Here is an 18,363-nt window from a genome sequence, read left to right as displayed (position 1 = left end):
AGTCAATTAAAGGTATGCGAACCGCACTCTGACTAACCAAGGGAGGTATGTTGGTGCTTTTGGAGTATATTCTTTCTTTCGGCGTCCTGCTGGCATTGGGCCTGGTCGCTTTCTTCGTCGTGAAATGGTGGAACCTGCGTTGCGTGGGCGTCACGCCAGTGCATCTGTTCACCTTCATCGCGATCCTGTTCACGTCCGGTCTGGATGTCGGCCTGATCATGTTCCCGCTGACCGAGTTTGGCGGATATGCCGAGGAACCGGCCTATGCCTTTGCGAACCCGCTGGCCATCGAGTTCGGGTTCTGGGGCTTCCTGATCTGGGCTTTCTACTTCCTGACGGCGTTCTATTTCTGCGTCATCGAACCCCGCGTGAAGTTCTTTGAGATCCCGCTGGTCAAGTTGATCAACAACGTGGTGATTATTGGCACCTGCGCCTTCACCGCCAGCCTGTTTCTGATCTACCTGCCTGGCTATCTGCCTGAAGTCGGAGACGGCGAATCCGTGGTTTCAACCTTCTACATCATCGTATTTGTGGTCATTCTGGCAGCGGCCTATTCTTCGACCGACCTGAAATACGTGCGTATCCTGTCCGTGGGTTCGACCTTCCTGTTCCTTGCGCTGATCATCGGAATGTGGGTCGCGGCTGGCATGGGCATGACCGGATTTGTTGAAACCGGCAGCAACATCAGCGCTTACTTTGCCAACCTGCACAAGTTTGTCCTGCCGCTGACCGACTATCACGCCTTCTATTTGTTCTGGTGGTTCGCGTGGTCGATCATGATTGGCCAGTTCACCTCTCGCTTTGTCGGTGGTCTGAAAACCTGGCAATTGCTGGCGGCGCTGCTGATCTTCCCGTCGATCCCGCTGGGAATCTGGTTCACCGTTCTCTACTACTATCACCTGAACGGCATCAGCACTGCGGGCATCACCAACATCGCGATGGTGATCGTGGGCGTGACCTTTGTGATCAACTCGCTGGACTCGCTGATTAGGCTCTATACGGACAACCTGAACCTGACAGTCGAGCGGTTCGGCAAGGCGATCTACGTTGCAGGCAACGTCGCCCTGCTGTTTGTCCTGACCCTGTTGTTCCAGAGCCAGTGGCTGCAGATCCAATGGATCGGAGCGGTGGTCGTTGGCCTCTATTTGGCCTGCGTGGTCTACATCCTGATCACCAAGCGCAAAGAGGTGTTGAGCATCGATTCAATGCCCGAAGATCGTGATCTGGACTTCCACAAGGTTGAGACGGTTCACTGATTGCCGAACGGAGTTAAAGAACAGACGGGCGCCTAATCCGGCGCCCGTTTTCCGTGGTCTTGAAGTTCTATTTTGGAAAAGTCAGAACCGAAAACGGAACGCAAAACCGACAAGCGGTGCAGTGTCGTAAGATTGCCGGCTAATCTCACTTCCATTTTCGTCATCCAGAGTAAGCCGACCATCGAATTCAGCTCCGGCAAAAACGTTTAGAGAAACTCCGGGATTTGGGCTGTAATCCAAGGCCAATACAACCGGGATGCTCTTGTCTTCCCCAACGCCATCCGGCGCAAGACCTTGGTCATCCAGGCGAAAGCGGATGCGTTCAGAGCGCGCAGCCAAAGACAGGTTTATTGTGTCAGTCATGGCATAACTCAGTGTCAGCCCCGGCCCTCTGGTTGCGCCAATCCCTGATCCCGTATTCAGGTTCCAACGGTCATTGATGTCCCAATCCACCAGAAGAGCCGGAAAAAAGTCCACGCCTTCTTCCTCGAGTTGGGAAAAAACGCCGAATGCAGGTCCAATCGACAAGCGGCTACTGACTTCCCAAGCCAGACCGGCAAAAACCCCGTAAGTCCGCCCATCAGACGCGTCTATACCACTTTGGTAATCCCATCTGATTTGTGGAGATATTAACAGTTGCGCCGTTTCACCGACGCGCGCGCGTACCGGAAACGAGACCCGGATATCGCGTATGTCGGTCCATGGTTGATTTTCAGTCTGATTGAAGTCGTAGTCAAATTGCCCAAGGCTTATGGACAGGCCGAATGACGTACCATCGCCGGTATTATACAGCGAACCGCCACGAATAAAGGCACGACTTGCAGAGAAATTGCCACCTCCGCTTAAGGATGCGTTGCCTTGATACGCCGCAAGCCCATCAACCTGAAAGCCCCAACCCACAGGTTGCGCAGCCAACTGAGTTGTCCAGGTTAGAGAAAAAGCAATCGCGAGAGACGAGATTTTGGAGAAGAAGTGCGTCACGTTTTTCAAACCGATCGATGAATTCAAATGTTGTTATTCAACAACTAGACGGGTAACCCGCAAAGTACATCGAAATCTATCGGGTGTGCCAAAATTCGTCCCAACAGGCGAACAAAGAAAAAGGGCCCCCCGAAGGCGACCCTCTATCGTTTGCAGTGAAAGCTGAGATTAGCCGTTCACGCTGTCCTTCAGAGCTTTCGCGATGGTCATCTTGACCACTTTGTCGGCTTCTTTCTTGAACTGCTCGCCGGTGGCGGGGTTGCGCACCATGCGCTCGGGGCGCTCGCGGCAGTAGATTTTGCCAACGCCAGGCAGGGTCACTGCGCCGCCGGCGGAAACTTCGCGGGTGATCAGGCCAGTCATGGCCTCCAACGCTGCGTTTGCAGCTTTCTTGTCGGTTCCCATTTCCTCAGCGAGAGCAGCCACCAGCTGAGTCTTTGTCATAGGCTTTGCCATTTCTTGGTCTCCTTAACGTGCCCGATACATAGGGCCTCACCGCGTAACTGTAACGGGATATTGTGGTCGAACACAACGAATAGTAGCGTTGAAAACCCTAAAAATATGGGGAAATCGTTGCTTTTTTGCGTCAGAGAAAGGCTGTTTCGTCGAATGAACGCAATTTCCGGCTGTGCAGACGCTCTAACGGCATGCCGCGCAGATGTTCCATCGCCCGAATTCCGATTGCAAGATGGCGACTGACCTGGGTGGTATAAAAGGCAGATGCCATGCCCGGAAGCTTTAATTCGCCGTGCAGCGGTTTGTCAGAAACACACAACAATGTGCCGTAGGGAACCCGGAACCGATAGCCATTTGCGGCGATGGTTGCGCTTTCCATATCCAGTGCAATGGCGCGGGATTGGCTGAGCCTTTGCACAGGGCCGGACTGATCGCGCAGTTCCCAGTTGCGGTTGTCGACCGAGGCGACGGTGCCGGTCCGCATGATCCGCTTAAGCTCGTATCCTTCCAACTCGGTGACCTCGGCCACGGCGCTTTCCAGCGCGACCTGAACCTCGGCCAGCGGCGGGATCGGAACCCAGACCGGCAGGTCATCGTCCAGCACCTTGTCTTCACGCAGGTAGGCGTGGGCCAGAACGAAATCCCCCAGCGCCTGCGTGTTGCGCAGCCCGGCACAGTGGCCGACCATCAGCCAGGCGTGGGGCCGCAGAACGGCGATATGGTCAGTGGCCGTTTTAGCGTTCGAAGGCCCAACGCCGATATTGACCAGCGTGATCCCGGACCCATCCTCGCGTTTCAGGTGATAAGTCGGCATTTGCGGCAGCTTCAGCGGTTGGGCCAACTCTTCCTCGGAGCCCTTGATCTCGACATTCCCGGTCGAAACGAAGCTGGTGTAACCGCTGTCCGGATCGGCCAATTGCGCACGCGCGTAATTCTCGAACTCGGAGACGTAGAACTGGTAGTTCGTGAACAGGACATGGTTCTGGAAATGGCTGGGATCCGTCGCGGTATAATGCGCAAGCCGGGCCAGCGAATAGTCGACGCGTTGGGCAGTAAACAAGGCCAGCGGGCCGGCTTCATCCTCGTGGTCGTACACCCCGTTGACGATATCATCGTTGGTCGTGGTCAGGTCGGGAACGTCAAAGACATCGCGCAACGTGAACCCGGCCGCGCCCTGTTGCGGGACGTGCAGATCGGGATTGTTGGCAACCGCGAAATGCACAGGGATCGGTGTGTCGGACGGCCCAATCGTAACCGGCTGGTCGTGGTTCTTGATCAACAACGCGATCTGTTGAGTCAAATAGGACCGAAACAAATCCGGCCGCGTAACCGTTGTGGCATGAATACCGGGTTCTGAGACGTGGCCAAAACTCAGACGGCTGTCGACATGCGCATAGGACGACGTTCTGATGCGAATTTCCGGGTAATAGGCTCTAAACCGCGCCGTTGGTGCGCCATGCTCAATGGCTGCCGAGAAACTGTCGCACAGAAAGCGGGTTGCTTGTTCATAGAGCGCTTCCAACCGAGCGACCGCCGCTTTGGGGTCGGTGAATTGTTCCGGTTTGGGTGCGTCGGGTGTTTTTATTATTGTCATGCAAGTGGTTCCAGAAGATCGATTTTTTCAAAGGTGCGCACATCCACCAGACCCAGATCCGATATCCGCAATTCCGGAATCACGACCAGTGCCAAAAGTGAGTGCTGCATATATGCGTTGTTGAGGGTGCAGCCACAGGCCTCCATCGCGGCGACCATGTCTTCGGCTTTGGCGGCCACAGTTGCGGCGGGGCTGTCTGACATCAGGCCTGCGATGGGCAGTTCGACCAGCGCCAATTCTTCCCCATCGCGGAATATGGTGATGCCGCCACCTACTTCGGCCAGCCTGTTTGCGGCCAGTGCCATCTGTTCGCGATCCGTGCCGACAACGATCATGTGATGGCTGTCATGCGCCACGGTCGAGGCCATGGCCATTTTGCCCTGATATCCGAATCCGGAAACAAAAGCGTTCGTCACGCCGCCCGTCGCCCGGTGGCGTTCAACCAGTGCAATCTGGCAGACATCGCCGTCGCCCTCGACTAATCCTTCGATGATCGGCAGTTCAGCCTTCAGAGCTTTGGTCGGGGCCTGGTTTTCCACCACGCCGATCACGTTGGCCTGCACGCGGTTTGCCCCTGCAGGTGCTTGGATTTCGAAATCGGCAGCGGTCAGGGTATGCCCCAGATGCACGGTGTTCCGGGCGGTATCAGGCCAGTTGAGGTGCGGGCAGTCGACGGTGATTTTACCGTTTTCGGCCACGATCTGACCGCGCGCAATCACGGTGTCGATGGGCAGTTCTTTCAGGTCCGAGCTGAGGATGACATCCGCGCGCCGCCCCGGTGTGATCGAGCCGATTTCACGCTCCAACCCGAAGTGGGTCGCCGTGTTGATCGTTGCCATTTGAAGGGCAATCAGCGGATCACATCCGCAAGCGATGGCGTGCCGAACCACACGATTCATATGGCCGTCATTGACCAGCGTGCCTGAGTGGCAATCGTCGGTGCACAGGATAAAGTTGCGCGGGTCCAGACCTTTTTCCGTGACAGCCGTGATCTGACTTTCCACGTCATACCAGGCCGAGCCCAGCCGCATCATCGACCGCATCCCCTGCCGAACACGCGCGATCGCGTCTGCCTCGCAGGTACCTTCGTGATCATCCGCCGGACCCCCGGCAACATAGGCGGCAAAATCAGGCCCTAAATCAGGCGAAGCGTAGTGTCCTCCTACGGTTTTCCCGGCGCGTTGCGTTTCGGCGATTTCCGCCAACATCTTTGGGTCGCCATTGATGACACCGGGAAAGTTCATCATCTCGCCTAAGCCGATGATGCCGGGCCAGCTCATCGCTTCGGCCACGTCTTCGGCGGTAATTTCGTACCCTGTGGTTTCCAACCCAGGTGCAGATGGGGCGCAGGACGGCATCTGGGTGAAGATGTTCACCGGCTGCATCATCGCCTCGTCATGCATCATGCGTACGCCGTCCAGGCCAAGGACATTTGCGATCTCATGCGGGTCGGTGAACATGCTGGTGGTTCCATGCGGAATGACAGCGCGGGCAAATTCAGCCGGGGTCAGCATGCCCGATTCGATATGCATATGGGCATCACACAGGCCAGGGATCATATAGCGCCCTGTGGCCTCGATGACCTGAGTCTCTGGGCCGGTGCAAAGTGATGCATCGGGTCCGACATAAGCGATGCGTCCATCAGCGATCGCAATGTCATGATTCGGAAGGCTTTCGCGGCTGTGCACATTTACCCAGATTCCGCCGCGAATGACCGAATCTGCAGCTTCACGACCTGCGGCTACGGCAATCAAACGGAGGGCGACATCGGGCCAACTAGGGAAGGGTGTGTGTTCCATGGCCCAACTTTCCCGAATGCGCAGGAAGGTTCAACCCCTTGTGAACAGGTATCATCAAACCGTCACGCAGCGCGTCAGCGCTGCACGGCCCAACCAGAAGAGACGCCCGGCAGGGCATCGATGATGGGCGGGAGCAACCCTCGGTTATTTCTGTGTATCCTTCTCCAGTTCGCGGCGAACCCAATTGGCAAAAGCAATGGCGCCGGGGCTTTCTTCGGCGCGCGGTGACAGAAGCAGATAATAGGCTTCGGGCATGGGTGCGCGATGGGCGAACGGGGCTACTAAACGACCTTGCGCAATCAGGTCATTGGCAATGGTGTCATGCGCCAGACACAGCCCTCCGCCAGCCATGGCTACGGACAAGCTGACCAAATAGGTGGTCGAATAAGTGATTGCAGGATTTCCCCAATTTAGACCCTGTTCTTCAGTCCAACCCAGCCAGTTCGACAGCAGGTTCGAGCAGTCAAAAAGCGGCTGCTGTTGCAGGTCGTCCAACGTCACCTGATAGCCTGGCGCGCAGACTGGATAGTAGTGATCAGTTCTCAGCAATTCGGTCCGAACCGTATCTGACGGCCGTAGTGAATAACGGATTTCCACGGCGGCCCCTTCGGCCATTTCGCGCGGCTCCCAAAGCTCGGTAAAGATATTCAGCTGCACCTCGGGATGTAACGCCCGGAATTTCGGCAGTCTGGGTGCCAGCCAATTCACGGCAAAGGTGATGTTGCTTTGAACCTGAACCGCGTTCTGTTGGGCGCCGGTCACGGCCTGAGTTCCACGTACGAGTGTCCGAAATGCCTCGCGCACCACCGGAAGATACGTGATGCCCGCTTCGGTCAGTTCCAACGCGCGTGGTCGACGCAAAAACAAAGGCTGCCCAAGGTACCCTTCCAAGGACTTGATCTGCTGGCTGACCGCGCTTTGTGTCATGTTCAGATCCCGGGCTGCGCCGGTAAAGGACAAATGCCGCGCCGCCGCCTCAAACGTGCGGAGCCAACCCAGCGGAGGAAGTGGTTTTTGCATGCGTATAACCTTGCCATTAGTTCAGCTAATGGAATAGTTGTGTTTTTTTCGTTGGTCAATTTTTGACGCTACAGGCACGATTTCCGAAAGTTCTCAGCTATCCGCAAAGGAGCCCGGAATGACTGTTACAAACCTGCGCGCCAATATCGACCACTGGGCCGAACGTGTTGATCTGGCTGCAACCTTTCGCTGGGTCGAGCGGCTGAACATGCACGAAGGTGTCGCCAACCATTTTAGTCTGGCGGTGAACCCGGAAGGCACCCAGTTCCTGATGAACCCGAACCAGATGCATTTTGCGCGGGTCAAAGCGTCAAATCTGCTGTTTCTGGACGCAAATGATGCCGATGTGATGAACCAACCCGGTGCCCCGGATCCGACGGCCTGGGGTCTGCACGGCTCGATCCACCGCCACTGTCCGCATGCGCGCTGTGTGATGCACGTGCATTCGATCTTTGCGACGGTTCTGGCATCTTTGGCGGATAGCACCTTGCCCCCGATCGATCAGAACACGGCCACGTTCTACGACCGATACGTCGTGGATGAAGAGTTCGGAGGCCTCGCCTTTGAAAGCGAAGGTGAACGCTGCGCGTCGATGCTGTCGGACCCCAAGAAAAAGGTCATGATCATGGGCAATCACGGTGTTCTTGTGATCGGCAGTGACCCGGCAGATGCCTTTAACAGGCTTTATTATTTTGAACGCGCAGCGGAAACCTACATCCGAGCTCTGCAGACCGGCCAGCCATTGCGCGTCCTGCCAGATGAGATTGCCGAAAAGACTGCGCAAGAATTAGAAGACTATCCAGATCAGGCCCAGGCTCATCTGCGAGAGATCAAGGCCTTACTGGACGATTGCGGCTCTGACTACGCCACATGACAACCTCATCAGGGTAACGACCATGTCTGACACTACACAGAATCCGGAATCCGCTCGCTGGCACTATCATCCTGAAGGTCCGGTGGGGTTAAACCCCTTGTTCAATTGGCCACCACGTCCGTCAGCTGTGCTGAAATGGTACAGCGGGGCGTGGCTGCAGATCACGGCATTAACCTTGTGCCTTGCGCTGGCGGTTACCGCCTATGCTTTCTTTTTTCCGTCCTTGGAAAGTATGCAAAGCTTTGCACCGGGTTGGATGTTTCGCATTTGGCTGCTGAACATGGTGCCCCAGATACTCGTCGCAGGTGGGCTGCACTGGTGGCTGTACATGCGAAAAGGGCAGGGCATGTACAAAAAGTTCGACCGCCGCGACCTGACCCGCAACAATGGTACGTTCACATTCCGCAATCAGGTTCTGGACAATATCTGGTGGACGCTGGGCAGCGCGATGACCGTCGCGACCGTTTATCAGTGGATCATCTACTGGGCGATGGCCAACGGCTATGTGCCGACCATCACATGGTCCGGCGCGCCGGTCTGGTTCGTTGTGTGGATGGTGTTTATCCCGATGTGGTCAGGTCTGCACTTTTACTGGGTGCACCGGCTGGAACATCACCCGAAGCTCTACAAATACGTGCATGCTGTGCATCATCGTAACGTGAACATTGGGCCTTGGTCGGGAATCTCGAACCACTGGTACGAGAACCTGCTGTACTTCACGACCTATTTCATCCACCTGATCGTTCCGTCGCACCCGTTGCATGTGCTGTTCCACGCCTCCTTCCAGCAGATCAGCCCCGTGTTGTCTCATTCCGGGTTTGAAAAACTAAAGGCCGGAGACACGGATGCCGCCCGTGCCGGTGATTTCTTTCACCAGCTTCACCACCGGTATTTCGAGTGCAACTACGGCACCTCTGAAATTCCGTTCGACAAGTGGTTTGGCACGTACCATGACGGGTCGGCCGAGGCGACGACCCGGACAAGGGCGTACAAGAAACAGATGTATACCTAGCTGGTCCGAAGCGCGCGCGGCGTGACCCCGAATTCGGCTTTGAAGGCACGGGTCAGGGCGCTGGGGTCGTCATAGCCCGCGCGCAGGGCAACCTCACCGATGCTCAGGTCGGTTTCCGCCACCAGTTTGCGCGCAAGGTTCAGGCGCAGTCGGCGATAGACCTGCGCCGGGCCAGCGCCCAACTCGGACTGCATGCGGACGGACAGGGCTTTCTGCGATCGGCCAACCCGATTTGCGATTTCGGACACTGGCAAGGGGATCTCAAGGTGTTCCTGCATCAAGGCCAGCGCTTTGTTCACGTAACCGCTGGTCGCACCTGCGCCTCCCTTGTGCGAACGCGCGGAATCGCGGGTCATAAACAGCTGCGAAACTTCGAGCGCCAAGGCCTGCCCCTGATCTCGCCCAATCAGGTGCAAAACCAGATCAAAGGCCGCCATTGCCCCGGAACAAGTGATGCGATTGCGGTCGACAACATAGCGCTCGCGCCGCGCATCGATATCGGGAAACCTCTCGGTGAATCCGGTCAGCTCTTCCCAGTGAATCGTGGCGCGATGGCCGTCCAGCAGCCCTGCCTGCGCCAAAAGCCAGCTGCCAGTGTCGAGGCCTACCAGCACTTTGAACCGCTGATCCGCAGAACGCAGACCCGAAAGGGTCCGCCACCCGCCATGCGCGCGGAATCCATAAGATGGCATGACCATCAGCATGTCCCCACTGGCGGTCTGGAGTGGGCGATGCGGCGCGACCTGCAGCCCGGACGAGGATGTCACCGGATCACCCCCCAACGCAAGGAACTGCCAATCATACAATTTGCGACTAGCCAGAGTGTTTGCAGCCCGCAGCGGCTCGACCGTATTGGCCAGACAATGGTTTGAGAATCCGTCGAACAGAAGAACCCCGATTTGCTGCGGTGCAGAGGGTGATTTAGTCCATTCTTGCATGGTAAACTTCTATTTCTGCACGTTACAAATGACAAGCCGCGTCAGAATATGCCGCAACGCCAGATGTGGAGACGCCCGATGCAATATGGATTGTCCGACGAACAAGAGATGATCGTCTCTACCGTTCGCAGCTTTGTGGAAAACGAAATCTACCCGCATGAGGCGCTGGTCGAGCGCACCGGAGAAGTCCCGGAAGAGATCGCGGATGAGATCAAGCGCAAGACGATTGAACTGGGTTTTTATGCCTGTAATTTTCCCGAAAGCGTCGGTTGTGCAGGGTTGAACCATCTGGAGTTCGCGCTGGTCGAACGTGAGCTGGGCCGCGGGTCCATGGCGCTGAATCACTTCTTCGGGCGTCCTCAGAACATCCTGATGGCGTGTGAGGGCGAGCAGGTCGAACGATACTTGATGCCCGCCGTGCGTGGCGAAAGGATGGACGCGCTGGCAATGACCGAACCCGGTGCCGGGTCAGATGTTCGTGGAATGAAGTGCGCCGCGGTGCGGGATGGCGGAGACTGGGTGGTCAATGGCACCAAGCACTTCATCTCGGGCGCGGAGCACGCGGATTTCATCATCGTTTTCATCGCGACCGGAGAGGATCAGACGCCAAAAGGTCCGAAAAAGCGGATAACGGCGTTTCTGGTGGATCGCGGAACGCCCGGTTTCACCATCCGGGACGGGTACAAGTCGGTTAGCCATCGCGGTTACAAGAACATGGTTCTTGATTTCGATGATTGCCGTCTGCCGGACGCTCAGGTTCTGGGTGAGGTTGATGGCGGCTTTGAAGTGATGAACACTTGGCTTTATGCGACTCGTATCACGGTTGCTGCCATGTCCGTAGGCCGCGCACGCCGCGCTTTCGACTATGCGCTGGACTATTCCGCCACGCGCGAACAGTTCGGCCAGAAGATCGGCAAGTTTCAGGGCGTGTCCTTCCAAATCGCGGATATGATCACCGAGATTGACGCGGCGGACTTGTTGACGCTGGCCGCAGCCGACCGCCTGGACAAAGGCCTGCCTGCCAACCGCGAAATTGCTTCGGCTAAGCTCTATGCCTCGGAAATGCTCGCGCGGGTCACCGATGCCGCCATCCAAATTCACGGCGGCATGGGTCTGATGGACGATTACCCGCTTGAGCGGTTCTGGCGCGACGCGCGGGTCGAGCGTATCTGGGACGGGACCAGCGAAATTCAGCGCCACATTATCAGTCGCGATCTTTTGAGGGCACTCGGTGCGTGATGGAGGGGGCCGCCTGATGTCTTCCCTGTCACGCGTTTTGCACCCCACATCCATCGCTGTGATTGGCGGCGGCGCCTGGTGCGTCTCAGTGATCGAACAGGCCCGGAAATTCGGGTTTCAGGGCGACATCTGGCCGGTCCACCCAAAAGCCGGTCAAATCGCGGGTCTGAGTGCTTTTGCACGCCTTGAGGACCTTCCTGCGGCCCCCGACGTAGCCTTTGTTGGCATCAACCGTCATGCAACGATCGAGACGATCGCGGTCCTTTCGGCCATGGGGGCCGGGGGTGCAGTGTGTTTTGCCTCGGGATTTACCGAAGCGCATGCCGAGGACGATCAGGGTGCAGATTTGCAGGTCCGTTTGGTGCAGGCCGCAGGCGAGATGCCGATCCTGGGGCCAAACTGTTATGGCTTCGTCAACGGGTTGGACCGCGCCGCTGTTTGGCCCGATCAGCACGGCATGCGACCGGTAGATCGCGGTGTGGCGATCCTGACGCAAAGTTCGAACATAGCGATCAATATGACGATGCAGCGCCGGGCCTTGCCGCTGGCCTTTATGCTGACCAGTGGGAACCAGGCGCAAACCCATCAGGCCGACATCGCCTCGGCCCTGTTGGATGATGACCGGATCACCGCGGTAGGTGTCCACATTGAAGGCTTCGGTGACCTGCGTAAATGGGAGGCGCTGGCCAAAAAGGCGCGAGATCGTAACGTGCCGATTGTTGCGCTGAAAGTGGGCCGGTCCGCCCATGCACAGGCGGCGACGATTTCTCACACTGCATCATTGGCCGGAGGCGACGCGGGCGCGCAGGCATTTCTGGATCGCCTTGGGATCGCGCGTTTGGATGACATTCCCAGTTTCCTGGAATGCCTCAAGCTGCTGCACGTGACCGGGCGCTTGGACAGCAACGGTTTGGGGTCGATCAGTTGCTCAGGTGGTGAAGCAAGTCTGGCTGCGGACATGGCCGAGGGGCGCAATCTGCACTTCCCGCCGTTGTCGCAAGCACAAAAAGCTGACCTGCGCGATGCCTTGGGGCCGATGGTGGCCTTGGCGAACCCGCTGGATTATCACACCTATATATGGCGTGACACGCCAGCCATGACCCGCGCTTGGACTGCTATGATGGGGCCGGAACAGGCCCTGACTATGGCTATTCTCGACTATCCGCACACGGATGCGACGGATTGGGAATGCGCCACGCAGGCCGCTTTGAATAGTGTTGCTCAGACGGGGCGCCCCTTTGCGGTAACGGCGACTCTGCCGGAGCTTTTGCCCGAAGACGTTGCACAGCGATTACTCGATGGCGGTGTTATCCCTTTTGCCGGATTGCATGAAGCGCTTGCGGCAATTGAGGCGGCCGCGCGGTCGCAAGCAACAGAGGCCGAACCGGTCCTGCTGCCCTCGGATACCGTTGCGGATCATGTTCTGACCGAAGCAGAAGCCAAAAAGGCGCTGGCGGAATTCGGTGTGCGTGTACCGCTCAACGTTGTGGTACCGGCGAACCTGGCGAAACAAGCCTCTACCGCGCTGACTGGTCCATTTGCGATCAAGGGCGTCGGGCTGGCGCATAAATCGGAACATGCGGCCGTGCGCCTTGAGGTTCTCGCCGACGCTGTGGGCGAAGTCGCGGCGGATATCGGAACCGATGACGTCCTTGTTGAGGAAATGGCTGTCGGCGGCGTGGCAGAATTGTTGGTCGGCGTCACCCGAGACCCGGCCCACGGGTTCGTTCTGACGCTAGGTGCCGGAGGTGTGTTGACTGAAATCCTGCGTGACACGGTTTCCCTTTTGATCCCCTCCTCTCGCGACGCGGTGAAAGAGGCGCTGGGCAAATTGAACTGCGCACCCTTGCTGGCGGGATATCGCGGCAAACCAGCGGCAGAGATTGAGGCGATCCTGGACGCTGTCGATGCGGTGCAGGCCTATGTCATTGCCAACGCATCCCATGTCAGCGAAGTTGAAATAAACCCACTGATCTGCACACCGAACCGTGCCATAGCGGTGGATGCTCTGATCCGAAAGGCAAGTATATGAACCCGGTCAAAACCAAGCGCGATGGCGCAATTCTGGAAGTCACTTTGGACCGTCCCAAAGCGAACGCGATTGATTTGGCGACCAGCCGTGTCATGGGCGAAGTGTTTCGTGATTTCCGTGATGATCCAGATCTGCGCGTCGCCATCCTGACCGGTGGCGGCGAGAAGTTCTTTTGCCCCGGCTGGGATTTGAAAGCAGCCGCTGACGGAGACGCAGTCGACGGAGACTATGGCGTTGGTGGCTTTGGCGGGCTGCAGGAACTGCGGGACATGAACAAGCCGGTCATCGCAGCCGTCAACGGGATTGCCTGCGGCGGCGGGTTAGAATTGGCCCTGAGCGCCGACATGATCCTTGCTGCGGAACACGCCAGTTTTGCATTGCCGGAGATCCGGTCCGGCACAGTGGCCGACGCCGCTAGCGTAAAACTGCCCAAACGCATTCCGTATCATGTGGCGATGGAACTGCTGCTGACCGGGCGCTGGTTTGACCCCCAAGAGGCTAAGAACTGGGGATTGGTGAACGAAATCGTGCCGGGCGATCAACTGATGGATCGGGCATGGGAACTGGCGCGTCTTTTGGCCAGCGGTCCGCCTTTGGTTTATGCCGCAATCAAAGAGATTGTACGGGATGCCGAAGACTCCAAGTTTCAGGATGCCATGAATCGGATTACCGGGCGGCAATTGCCGACGGTTGATACCCTCTATGGCTCTGAAGACAATCTAGAAGGCGCCCGCGCTTTTGCTGAAAAGCGTGATCCCATGTGGAAAGGTCGATAGTCGGCCTAAGCGCGTTCAAACAGGGCTATCAGCGCTGTGTCATCTTTGTTGGGGCCAGATGCAAGATCGCCATAGATGCGAACTTCGGGCAGGGTCAGGTTCCGAATCTGGCCTTGCGCTAACCGGTGCAGGGCTTCGGCAAATCCCAGCTTTTCATAATGTTGGGCATTGATCGACAGCGCGAATTGAGCACCGGGGCGGGCCACACGCAGCAGCGCAGTCAAAGCTTCTGGCCCAAGGTGGCCATGGGTGAACGTGCCGGATGAAACGATCCCGGAGTAGCTTTCGCGCGGCACCGGGATGCCTTCGTTCAGATCGGCCTCAATGGCGTCGCGGTAGATATCCTTGCGCATGGCCTGATCCAGCATCTCGGCGCTGATATCGGTGGCATCTATCGGTCCCACACCCAGCCGGGCCAGAACCGCGCCGCACAGGCCAGTGCCTGCACCTACATCAAGCACAGGCCCTTGCCCGCCGGCGCCGACAAAGGCGCGGGCGGTATGGATGTGCAGCTGATAGTCCTCGCGCGTGGCAAAGCCTTCATCGTAATCCCCGGCCCATTCAGCATAGAGACGCTTGTGGTCTTCCGGGGAATCCAGCGCGTAGGCGGCATGCAGGTCTGGTGTTTTGTCACTCATATCCAAAAGAAAGGCGCATTGGGGGATTCGAATCAAGTATCCTTGGCAGAGTTCTTGCATCTGGCGAAATTGCGGATCATCTAAGAGCGTATGACAGGCACACTATTTTCCTTCGGTCACGGGTACTCGGCACAGGCCTTGTCCCGTCAGTTGCAACCCCATGGTTGGCGTATCTTCGGCACGACGCGTGATCCGGCCCAATCGCCGGTGGTCAAGGCATCCGGCGCAGAGCCGGTGATTTGGCCGGGGCAAGTGCCACAGCTGGATGGGGTGACGCATCTTTTGATCTCGGCCGCGCCAAACGCGGACGGAGATCCGGTTCTGGCTGCATTGGCGGATGAGATTGCGGAAAGGGCGGCGCAATTCAAATGGGTTGGCTATCTGTCGACCACGGCCGTGTATGGCGATCATCAGGGCAACTGGGTCGACGAAGCCACCCCCGCGACGCCAACGGCGCAGCGCGGCAAATGGCGGGTGCAGGCGGAAGAGCAGTGGCGGAACATCCCCGGCTTGCCGACACACATTTTTCGCCTTGCAGGCATCTATGGTCCCGGTCGTGGGCCGTTTTCCAAGCTCAAGCGTGTGGGTATGCGACGTATCATCAAGCCGGGGCAGGTCTTTTCCCGAATTCATGTCGCCGACATTGCCCAGGTTCTTGCCGCGTCCATGTCCGCGCCCAATCCGGGGGCGATTTACAACGTATGTGATGATGAACCCGTTCCACCGCAGGATGTCATCGCCTATGCGGCCGAATTGCAGGGATTGTCATTGCCGCCCGAAGTACCCTTCGACGAGGCCGACATGACCCCCATGGCGCGCAGCTTTTACAATGAGAACAAGCGGGTCAGAAACGATCGGATCAAGGATGAGCTGGGTGTAAACCTGATGTATCCGAACTATAGGGTCGGATTGAGGTCGCTGATGACCGGTGACTGAGCTACCGGCCTGATTTCCGGCGATGCGCACCGGGTGCTTAGTGATAGTTTTTGGTTATCAAAACCATCCATAAAGAAAACTTATTTGCATGGTGCGAATTTGCTAGGTCTGGCGGCGACAAGACAAGAGTCGCCGATACCTTTGACAGAATGTGCGCAATCCAAGCCGTGCATCTAAAAGAGGTAAAAGTGTCATCTATATATGTTCTTGATCGCCCGCGTTTCTCACCGCGCGAACGAGCCGGATTTTAGCCAGGATTGGAGATCGACATGGACGGAAGTGATAACCCTAAAACAGGCGGATGCCCTGTAATGCACGGCGCAGGAACCCGGTCAAACCGGGATTGGTGGCCGAACCAGCTGAACCTGTCGATCCTGCACCAGAATTCGCCTGCGTCGAACCCGCTGGGGCCTGATTTCGACTACGCTGAAGAATTCAAGAAGCTGGACATGAAGGCGCTGAAAGAAGACCTGTACGCGCTGATGACCGATTCTCAGGATTGGTGGCCTGCCGACTACGGTCATTACGGCGGTCTGTTCATCCGGATGGCCTGGCACAGCGCCGGTACATATCGCACGGCGGATGGCCGTGGCGGTGCCTCGACCGGGAACCAGCGCTTTGCGCCACTGAACAGCTGGCCGGATAACGGCAACCTTGATAAGGCGCGCCGTCTGCTGTGGCCGATCAAGCAGAAATACGGCAACCAGATTTCCTGGGCCGACCTGATGATCCTTGCCGGCAATTGCGCCATTGAATCCATGGGCGGCAAGACATTTGGCTTTGCTGGTGGTCGCGCGGATATCTGGGCGCCTGAAGAAGACATCTATTGGGGTTCCGAAACTGAGTGGCTTGCCCCCACCGACAACCCGCACAGCCGGTACACTGGTGAGCGCGACATGGAAAACCCACTCGCCGCCGTTCAGATGGGTCTGATCTACGTGAACCCCGAGGGCCCGGATGGTGAACCAAACGTGTTGGCCTCGGGCCGTGATATCCGCGACACCTTTGGCCGGATGGCGATGAATGACGAGGAAACCGTCGCGTTGGTTGCTGGTGGCCACACCTTTGGTAAGGCGCACGGCGCGGGCGATCCTGATCTGGTCGGCCCCGAACCCGAAGCGGCACCGATCGAAGAGATGGGCCTTGGCTGGATCAATAAGTTCGGTTCGGGCGTCGGTGACGATACCACGACCTCGGGCATCGAGGGCGCGTGGACCGCAAACCCGATCAAATGGGACAACGGATACTTTGACCTTCTGTTTGGATATGAGTGGAACCTGACCAAAAGCCCCGCAGGCGCGTGGATCTGGGAGCCGATCGGGGTCAAGGAAGAAGACATGGCCCCGGCGGCCGGTGATCCGACCAAGAAGGTCAAAACCATGATGACCACCGCCGACATGGCGATGCGCATGGATCCGATCTATGGCCCGATCTCGAAACGCTTCCACGAGAACCCGGAAGAGTTCGCAGATGCCTTCGCGCGCGCCTGGTTCAAGCTGACCCACCGCGATATGGGGCCGCGGTCGAACTATATCGGGTCGGAAGCCCCGACCGAAGAGCTGATCTGGCAGGACAACGTGCCTGCGGTGGATCACGATCTGGTCGATGCTGCCGATGTAGCGGATTTGAAAACCAAGATCGCTGCATCCGGTCTGTCGGTGTCCGAGCTGATCTCAACCGCATGGGCCTCGGCCTCGACCTTCCGCGGGTCGGACAAGCGGGGCGGTGCCAACGGCGCCCGTATCCGTCTTGCGCCTCAGAAGGATTGGGATGTCAACGAGCCAATGAAACTGTCCAAGGTGCTGGACGCGCTGACAGGCGTTCAAGAGGCGTTCAACGGCGCGCAGTCAGGCAACAAGAAAGTGTCGCTGGCCGACCTGATCGTTCTGGCCGGTGCCGTCGGCATCGAGCAGGCTGCCAAAGCTGGTGGTCAGGATGTCGAGGTTCCGTTCACCCCGGGCCGCACCGATGCATCGCAAGAGCAGACCGATGTGGACAGCGTCGCAGTCCTGGAGCCCGCAGCAGACGGTTTCCGCAACTACCAAAAGGCCGACTACACCGTCTCGCCCGAAGAGTTACTGGTCGATCGCGCACAATTGTTGACCTTGTCCGCACCAGAGATGACGGCACTTGTCGGTGGCCTGCGTGTTTTGGGCGCCAACTTCGGTGACGCCAAGCATGGGGTGTTCACGGATCGTGTGGGTGTACTCAGCAATGACTTCTTCACCAACATTCTGGACATGGGCACCGAATGGAAACCTGCCGGCAAGGGCGTTTATGAAGGTCGTGACCGCGCCAGCGGTGAGATCAAATGGACCGGTACACGCGTCGATCTGGTCTTCGGTTCCAACTCGCAACTGCGGGCGCTTGCTGAGGTCTACGGTCAGACGGGTGCCGAGGGTAAATTCGTCTGTGACTTTGTCTCGGCCTGGAACAAGGTGATGAACGCGGATCGATTTGATCTGAAGTAAACCGACGATCATCGCAGAGGTAGCGCCGCCCGAGGGGACTCGGGCGGCGTTTTCTTTGGGTCGAGTCCCGCGGGCATACCAAGCATTGGGTACGATTCCGTCCAAAGCCTTGACTAACCCGCGCGTCACGCATCGCCCAGCCCTGTTTCTTACCCAAATTATTAAGCTAACTTATTGTTTTCATTAACATGGGCGAGTTTCTGCAGAGAAATATGAAGTTTTTTCAAAATGGGGGTTGCAGGTCCCAGACCTAATCCGTAAATACCCCTTCACCGGCGCTGCTGAGGCGGTGCTGACGGGTCGGAGAGACGGCCGGACGGGTTGGAGAGACAGCCGGACGC

The 18,363-nt window shown here is 57.6% G+C and carries 15 protein-coding genes; 8 read left to right on the top strand and 7 right to left on the bottom strand.

What is annotated here, in order from left to right:
* Positions 1 to 59 precede the first annotated feature (59 nt).
* Positions 60 to 1,256: a BCCT family transporter gene (locus AC2FFP_RS21735; protein ID WP_496780972.1), complete on the top strand. Its 1,197-nt coding sequence runs from the start codon at positions 60 to 62 to the stop codon at positions 1,254 to 1,256.
* Between the two features lie 81 nt (positions 1,257 to 1,337).
* On the opposite strand, the gene AC2FFP_RS21730 is transcribed toward AC2FFP_RS21735, so the two are convergent.
* The 5 genes from AC2FFP_RS21730 to AC2FFP_RS21710 all read right to left on the bottom strand — a co-directional run bounded on the left by AC2FFP_RS21730 (position 1,338) and on the right by AC2FFP_RS21710 (position 7,106).
* Positions 1,338 to 2,171, bottom strand: a complete 834-nt coding sequence (locus AC2FFP_RS21730) for a hypothetical protein (protein WP_496845289.1) — start codon at positions 2,169 to 2,171, stop codon at positions 1,338 to 1,340.
* 234 nt (positions 2,172 to 2,405) lie between these two features.
* Complete coding sequence (locus tag AC2FFP_RS21725) at positions 2,406 to 2,693, bottom strand: HU family DNA-binding protein (protein WP_039533371.1); 288 nt, start codon at positions 2,691 to 2,693, stop codon at positions 2,406 to 2,408.
* A 130-nt stretch (positions 2,694 to 2,823) separates the two neighbouring features.
* Positions 2,824 to 4,287 carry an AMP nucleosidase gene (locus AC2FFP_RS21720; RefSeq protein WP_282154110.1) on the bottom strand — a complete coding sequence of 488 codons (1,464 nt, stop codon included), beginning with the start codon at positions 4,285 to 4,287 and terminating at the stop codon, positions 2,824 to 2,826.
* Positions 4,284 to 6,086 (bottom strand): adenine deaminase, encoded by a 1,803-nt coding sequence (gene ade, locus AC2FFP_RS21715; protein WP_496770569.1) that lies wholly within the window; start codon positions 6,084 to 6,086, stop codon positions 4,284 to 4,286. Before ade ends, AC2FFP_RS21720 begins: the two co-directional genes overlap by 4 nt.
* A 144-nt stretch (positions 6,087 to 6,230) precedes the next feature.
* Positions 6,231 to 7,106, bottom strand: coding sequence for a LysR substrate-binding domain-containing protein (locus AC2FFP_RS21710; RefSeq protein ID WP_496770571.1), 876 nt, complete (start codon positions 7,104 to 7,106; stop codon positions 6,231 to 6,233).
* Between the two features lie 118 nt (positions 7,107 to 7,224).
* Between AC2FFP_RS21710 and AC2FFP_RS21705 the strand changes: the two genes are divergently transcribed.
* Both AC2FFP_RS21705 and AC2FFP_RS21700 read left to right on the top strand, forming a co-directional pair.
* Entirely contained in the window at positions 7,225 to 7,980 is a 756-nt protein-coding gene (locus AC2FFP_RS21705) for a class II aldolase and adducin N-terminal domain-containing protein (RefSeq protein ID WP_496770574.1), read from the top strand.
* Between the two features lie 22 nt (positions 7,981 to 8,002).
* Entirely contained in the window at positions 8,003 to 8,992 is a 990-nt protein-coding gene (locus tag AC2FFP_RS21700; protein WP_496770576.1) for a sterol desaturase family protein, read from the top strand.
* Here AC2FFP_RS21700 and AC2FFP_RS21695 read toward each other — a convergent pair.
* Positions 8,989 to 9,930 carry a GlxA family transcriptional regulator gene (locus AC2FFP_RS21695; protein WP_496770579.1) on the bottom strand — a complete coding sequence of 314 codons (942 nt, stop codon included), beginning with the start codon at positions 9,928 to 9,930 and terminating at the stop codon, positions 8,989 to 8,991. The two genes, AC2FFP_RS21700 and AC2FFP_RS21695, sit on opposite strands and share 4 nt — an antisense overlap.
* Positions 9,931 to 10,008: 78 nt before the next feature.
* Between AC2FFP_RS21695 and AC2FFP_RS21690 the strand changes: the two genes are divergently transcribed.
* From AC2FFP_RS21690 to AC2FFP_RS21680, 3 genes are read left to right on the top strand one after another with little or no spacing between them, the layout of a single operon-like run.
* Positions 10,009 to 11,169 (top strand): acyl-CoA dehydrogenase family protein, encoded by a 1,161-nt coding sequence (locus AC2FFP_RS21690; RefSeq protein ID WP_109313076.1) that lies wholly within the window; start codon positions 10,009 to 10,011, stop codon positions 11,167 to 11,169.
* Between the two features lie 16 nt (positions 11,170 to 11,185).
* Positions 11,186 to 13,201: an acetate--CoA ligase family protein gene (locus AC2FFP_RS21685; protein ID WP_496770581.1), complete on the top strand. Its 2,016-nt coding sequence runs from the start codon at positions 11,186 to 11,188 to the stop codon at positions 13,199 to 13,201.
* On the top strand, positions 13,198 to 13,977 hold the full coding sequence (locus AC2FFP_RS21680; protein ID WP_496737291.1) for a carnitinyl-CoA dehydratase: 780 nt from the start codon (positions 13,198 to 13,200) through the stop codon (positions 13,975 to 13,977). Before AC2FFP_RS21685 ends, AC2FFP_RS21680 begins: the two co-directional genes overlap by 4 nt.
* Positions 13,978 to 13,982: 5 nt before the next feature.
* Here the strand turns inward: AC2FFP_RS21680 and AC2FFP_RS21675 are convergent, their stop codons facing one another.
* A complete protein-coding gene (locus AC2FFP_RS21675; RefSeq protein ID WP_496737289.1) occupies positions 13,983 to 14,615 on the bottom strand; it encodes a class I SAM-dependent DNA methyltransferase in 633 nt (210 codons plus the stop codon).
* A gap of 90 nt (positions 14,616 to 14,705) precedes the next feature.
* On the opposite strand from AC2FFP_RS21675, the gene AC2FFP_RS21670 reads away from it, so the two are divergent.
* Together AC2FFP_RS21670 and katG are read left to right on the top strand one after the other, a co-directional pair.
* On the top strand, positions 14,706 to 15,551 hold the full coding sequence (locus tag AC2FFP_RS21670) for an SDR family oxidoreductase (protein ID WP_496770585.1): 846 nt from the start codon (positions 14,706 to 14,708) through the stop codon (positions 15,549 to 15,551).
* 269 nt (positions 15,552 to 15,820) lie between these two features.
* The gene (katG, locus tag AC2FFP_RS21665) at positions 15,821 to 18,022 is read left to right on the top strand and encodes a catalase/peroxidase HPI (RefSeq protein WP_496770588.1); all 2,202 of its coding nucleotides are present in this window, start codon (positions 15,821 to 15,823) and stop codon (positions 18,020 to 18,022) included.
* The last annotated feature ends 341 nt before the right edge of the window (positions 18,023 to 18,363 follow it).

The organism is Ruegeria sp. YTSC004, from assembly GCF_059609805.1.
Note: the sequence above shows the minus strand (reverse complement) of the source record. Positions and strands in the feature narration are given on the sequence as shown.

Coding starts and splice junctions, on each gene's coding strand:
- ade (WP_496770569.1), bottom strand. CDS start 6,086: ATGGAACACACACCCTTCCCTAGTTGGCCCGATGTCGCCCTCCGTTTG.
- AC2FFP_RS21675 (WP_496737289.1), bottom strand. CDS start 14,615: ATGAGTGACAAAACACCAGACCTGCATGCCGCCTACGCGCTGGATTCC.
- AC2FFP_RS21690 (WP_109313076.1), top strand. CDS start 10,009: ATGCAATATGGATTGTCCGACGAACAAGAGATGATCGTCTCTACCGTT.
- AC2FFP_RS21705 (WP_496770574.1), top strand. CDS start 7,225: ATGACTGTTACAAACCTGCGCGCCAATATCGACCACTGGGCCGAACGT.
- AC2FFP_RS21680 (WP_496737291.1), top strand. CDS start 13,198: ATGAACCCGGTCAAAACCAAGCGCGATGGCGCAATTCTGGAAGTCACT.
- AC2FFP_RS21685 (WP_496770581.1), top strand. CDS start 11,186: ATGTCTTCCCTGTCACGCGTTTTGCACCCCACATCCATCGCTGTGATT.
- AC2FFP_RS21670 (WP_496770585.1), top strand. CDS start 14,706: ATGACAGGCACACTATTTTCCTTCGGTCACGGGTACTCGGCACAGGCC.
- AC2FFP_RS21695 (WP_496770579.1), bottom strand. CDS start 9,930: ATGCAAGAATGGACTAAATCACCCTCTGCACCGCAGCAAATCGGGGTT.
- AC2FFP_RS21720 (WP_282154110.1), bottom strand. CDS start 4,287: ATGACAATAATAAAAACACCCGACGCACCCAAACCGGAACAATTCACC.
- katG (WP_496770588.1), top strand. CDS start 15,821: ATGGACGGAAGTGATAACCCTAAAACAGGCGGATGCCCTGTAATGCAC.
- AC2FFP_RS21710 (WP_496770571.1), bottom strand. CDS start 7,106: ATGCAAAAACCACTTCCTCCGCTGGGTTGGCTCCGCACGTTTGAGGCG.
- AC2FFP_RS21700 (WP_496770576.1), top strand. CDS start 8,003: ATGTCTGACACTACACAGAATCCGGAATCCGCTCGCTGGCACTATCAT.
- AC2FFP_RS21725 (WP_039533371.1), bottom strand. CDS start 2,693: ATGGCAAAGCCTATGACAAAGACTCAGCTGGTGGCTGCTCTCGCTGAG.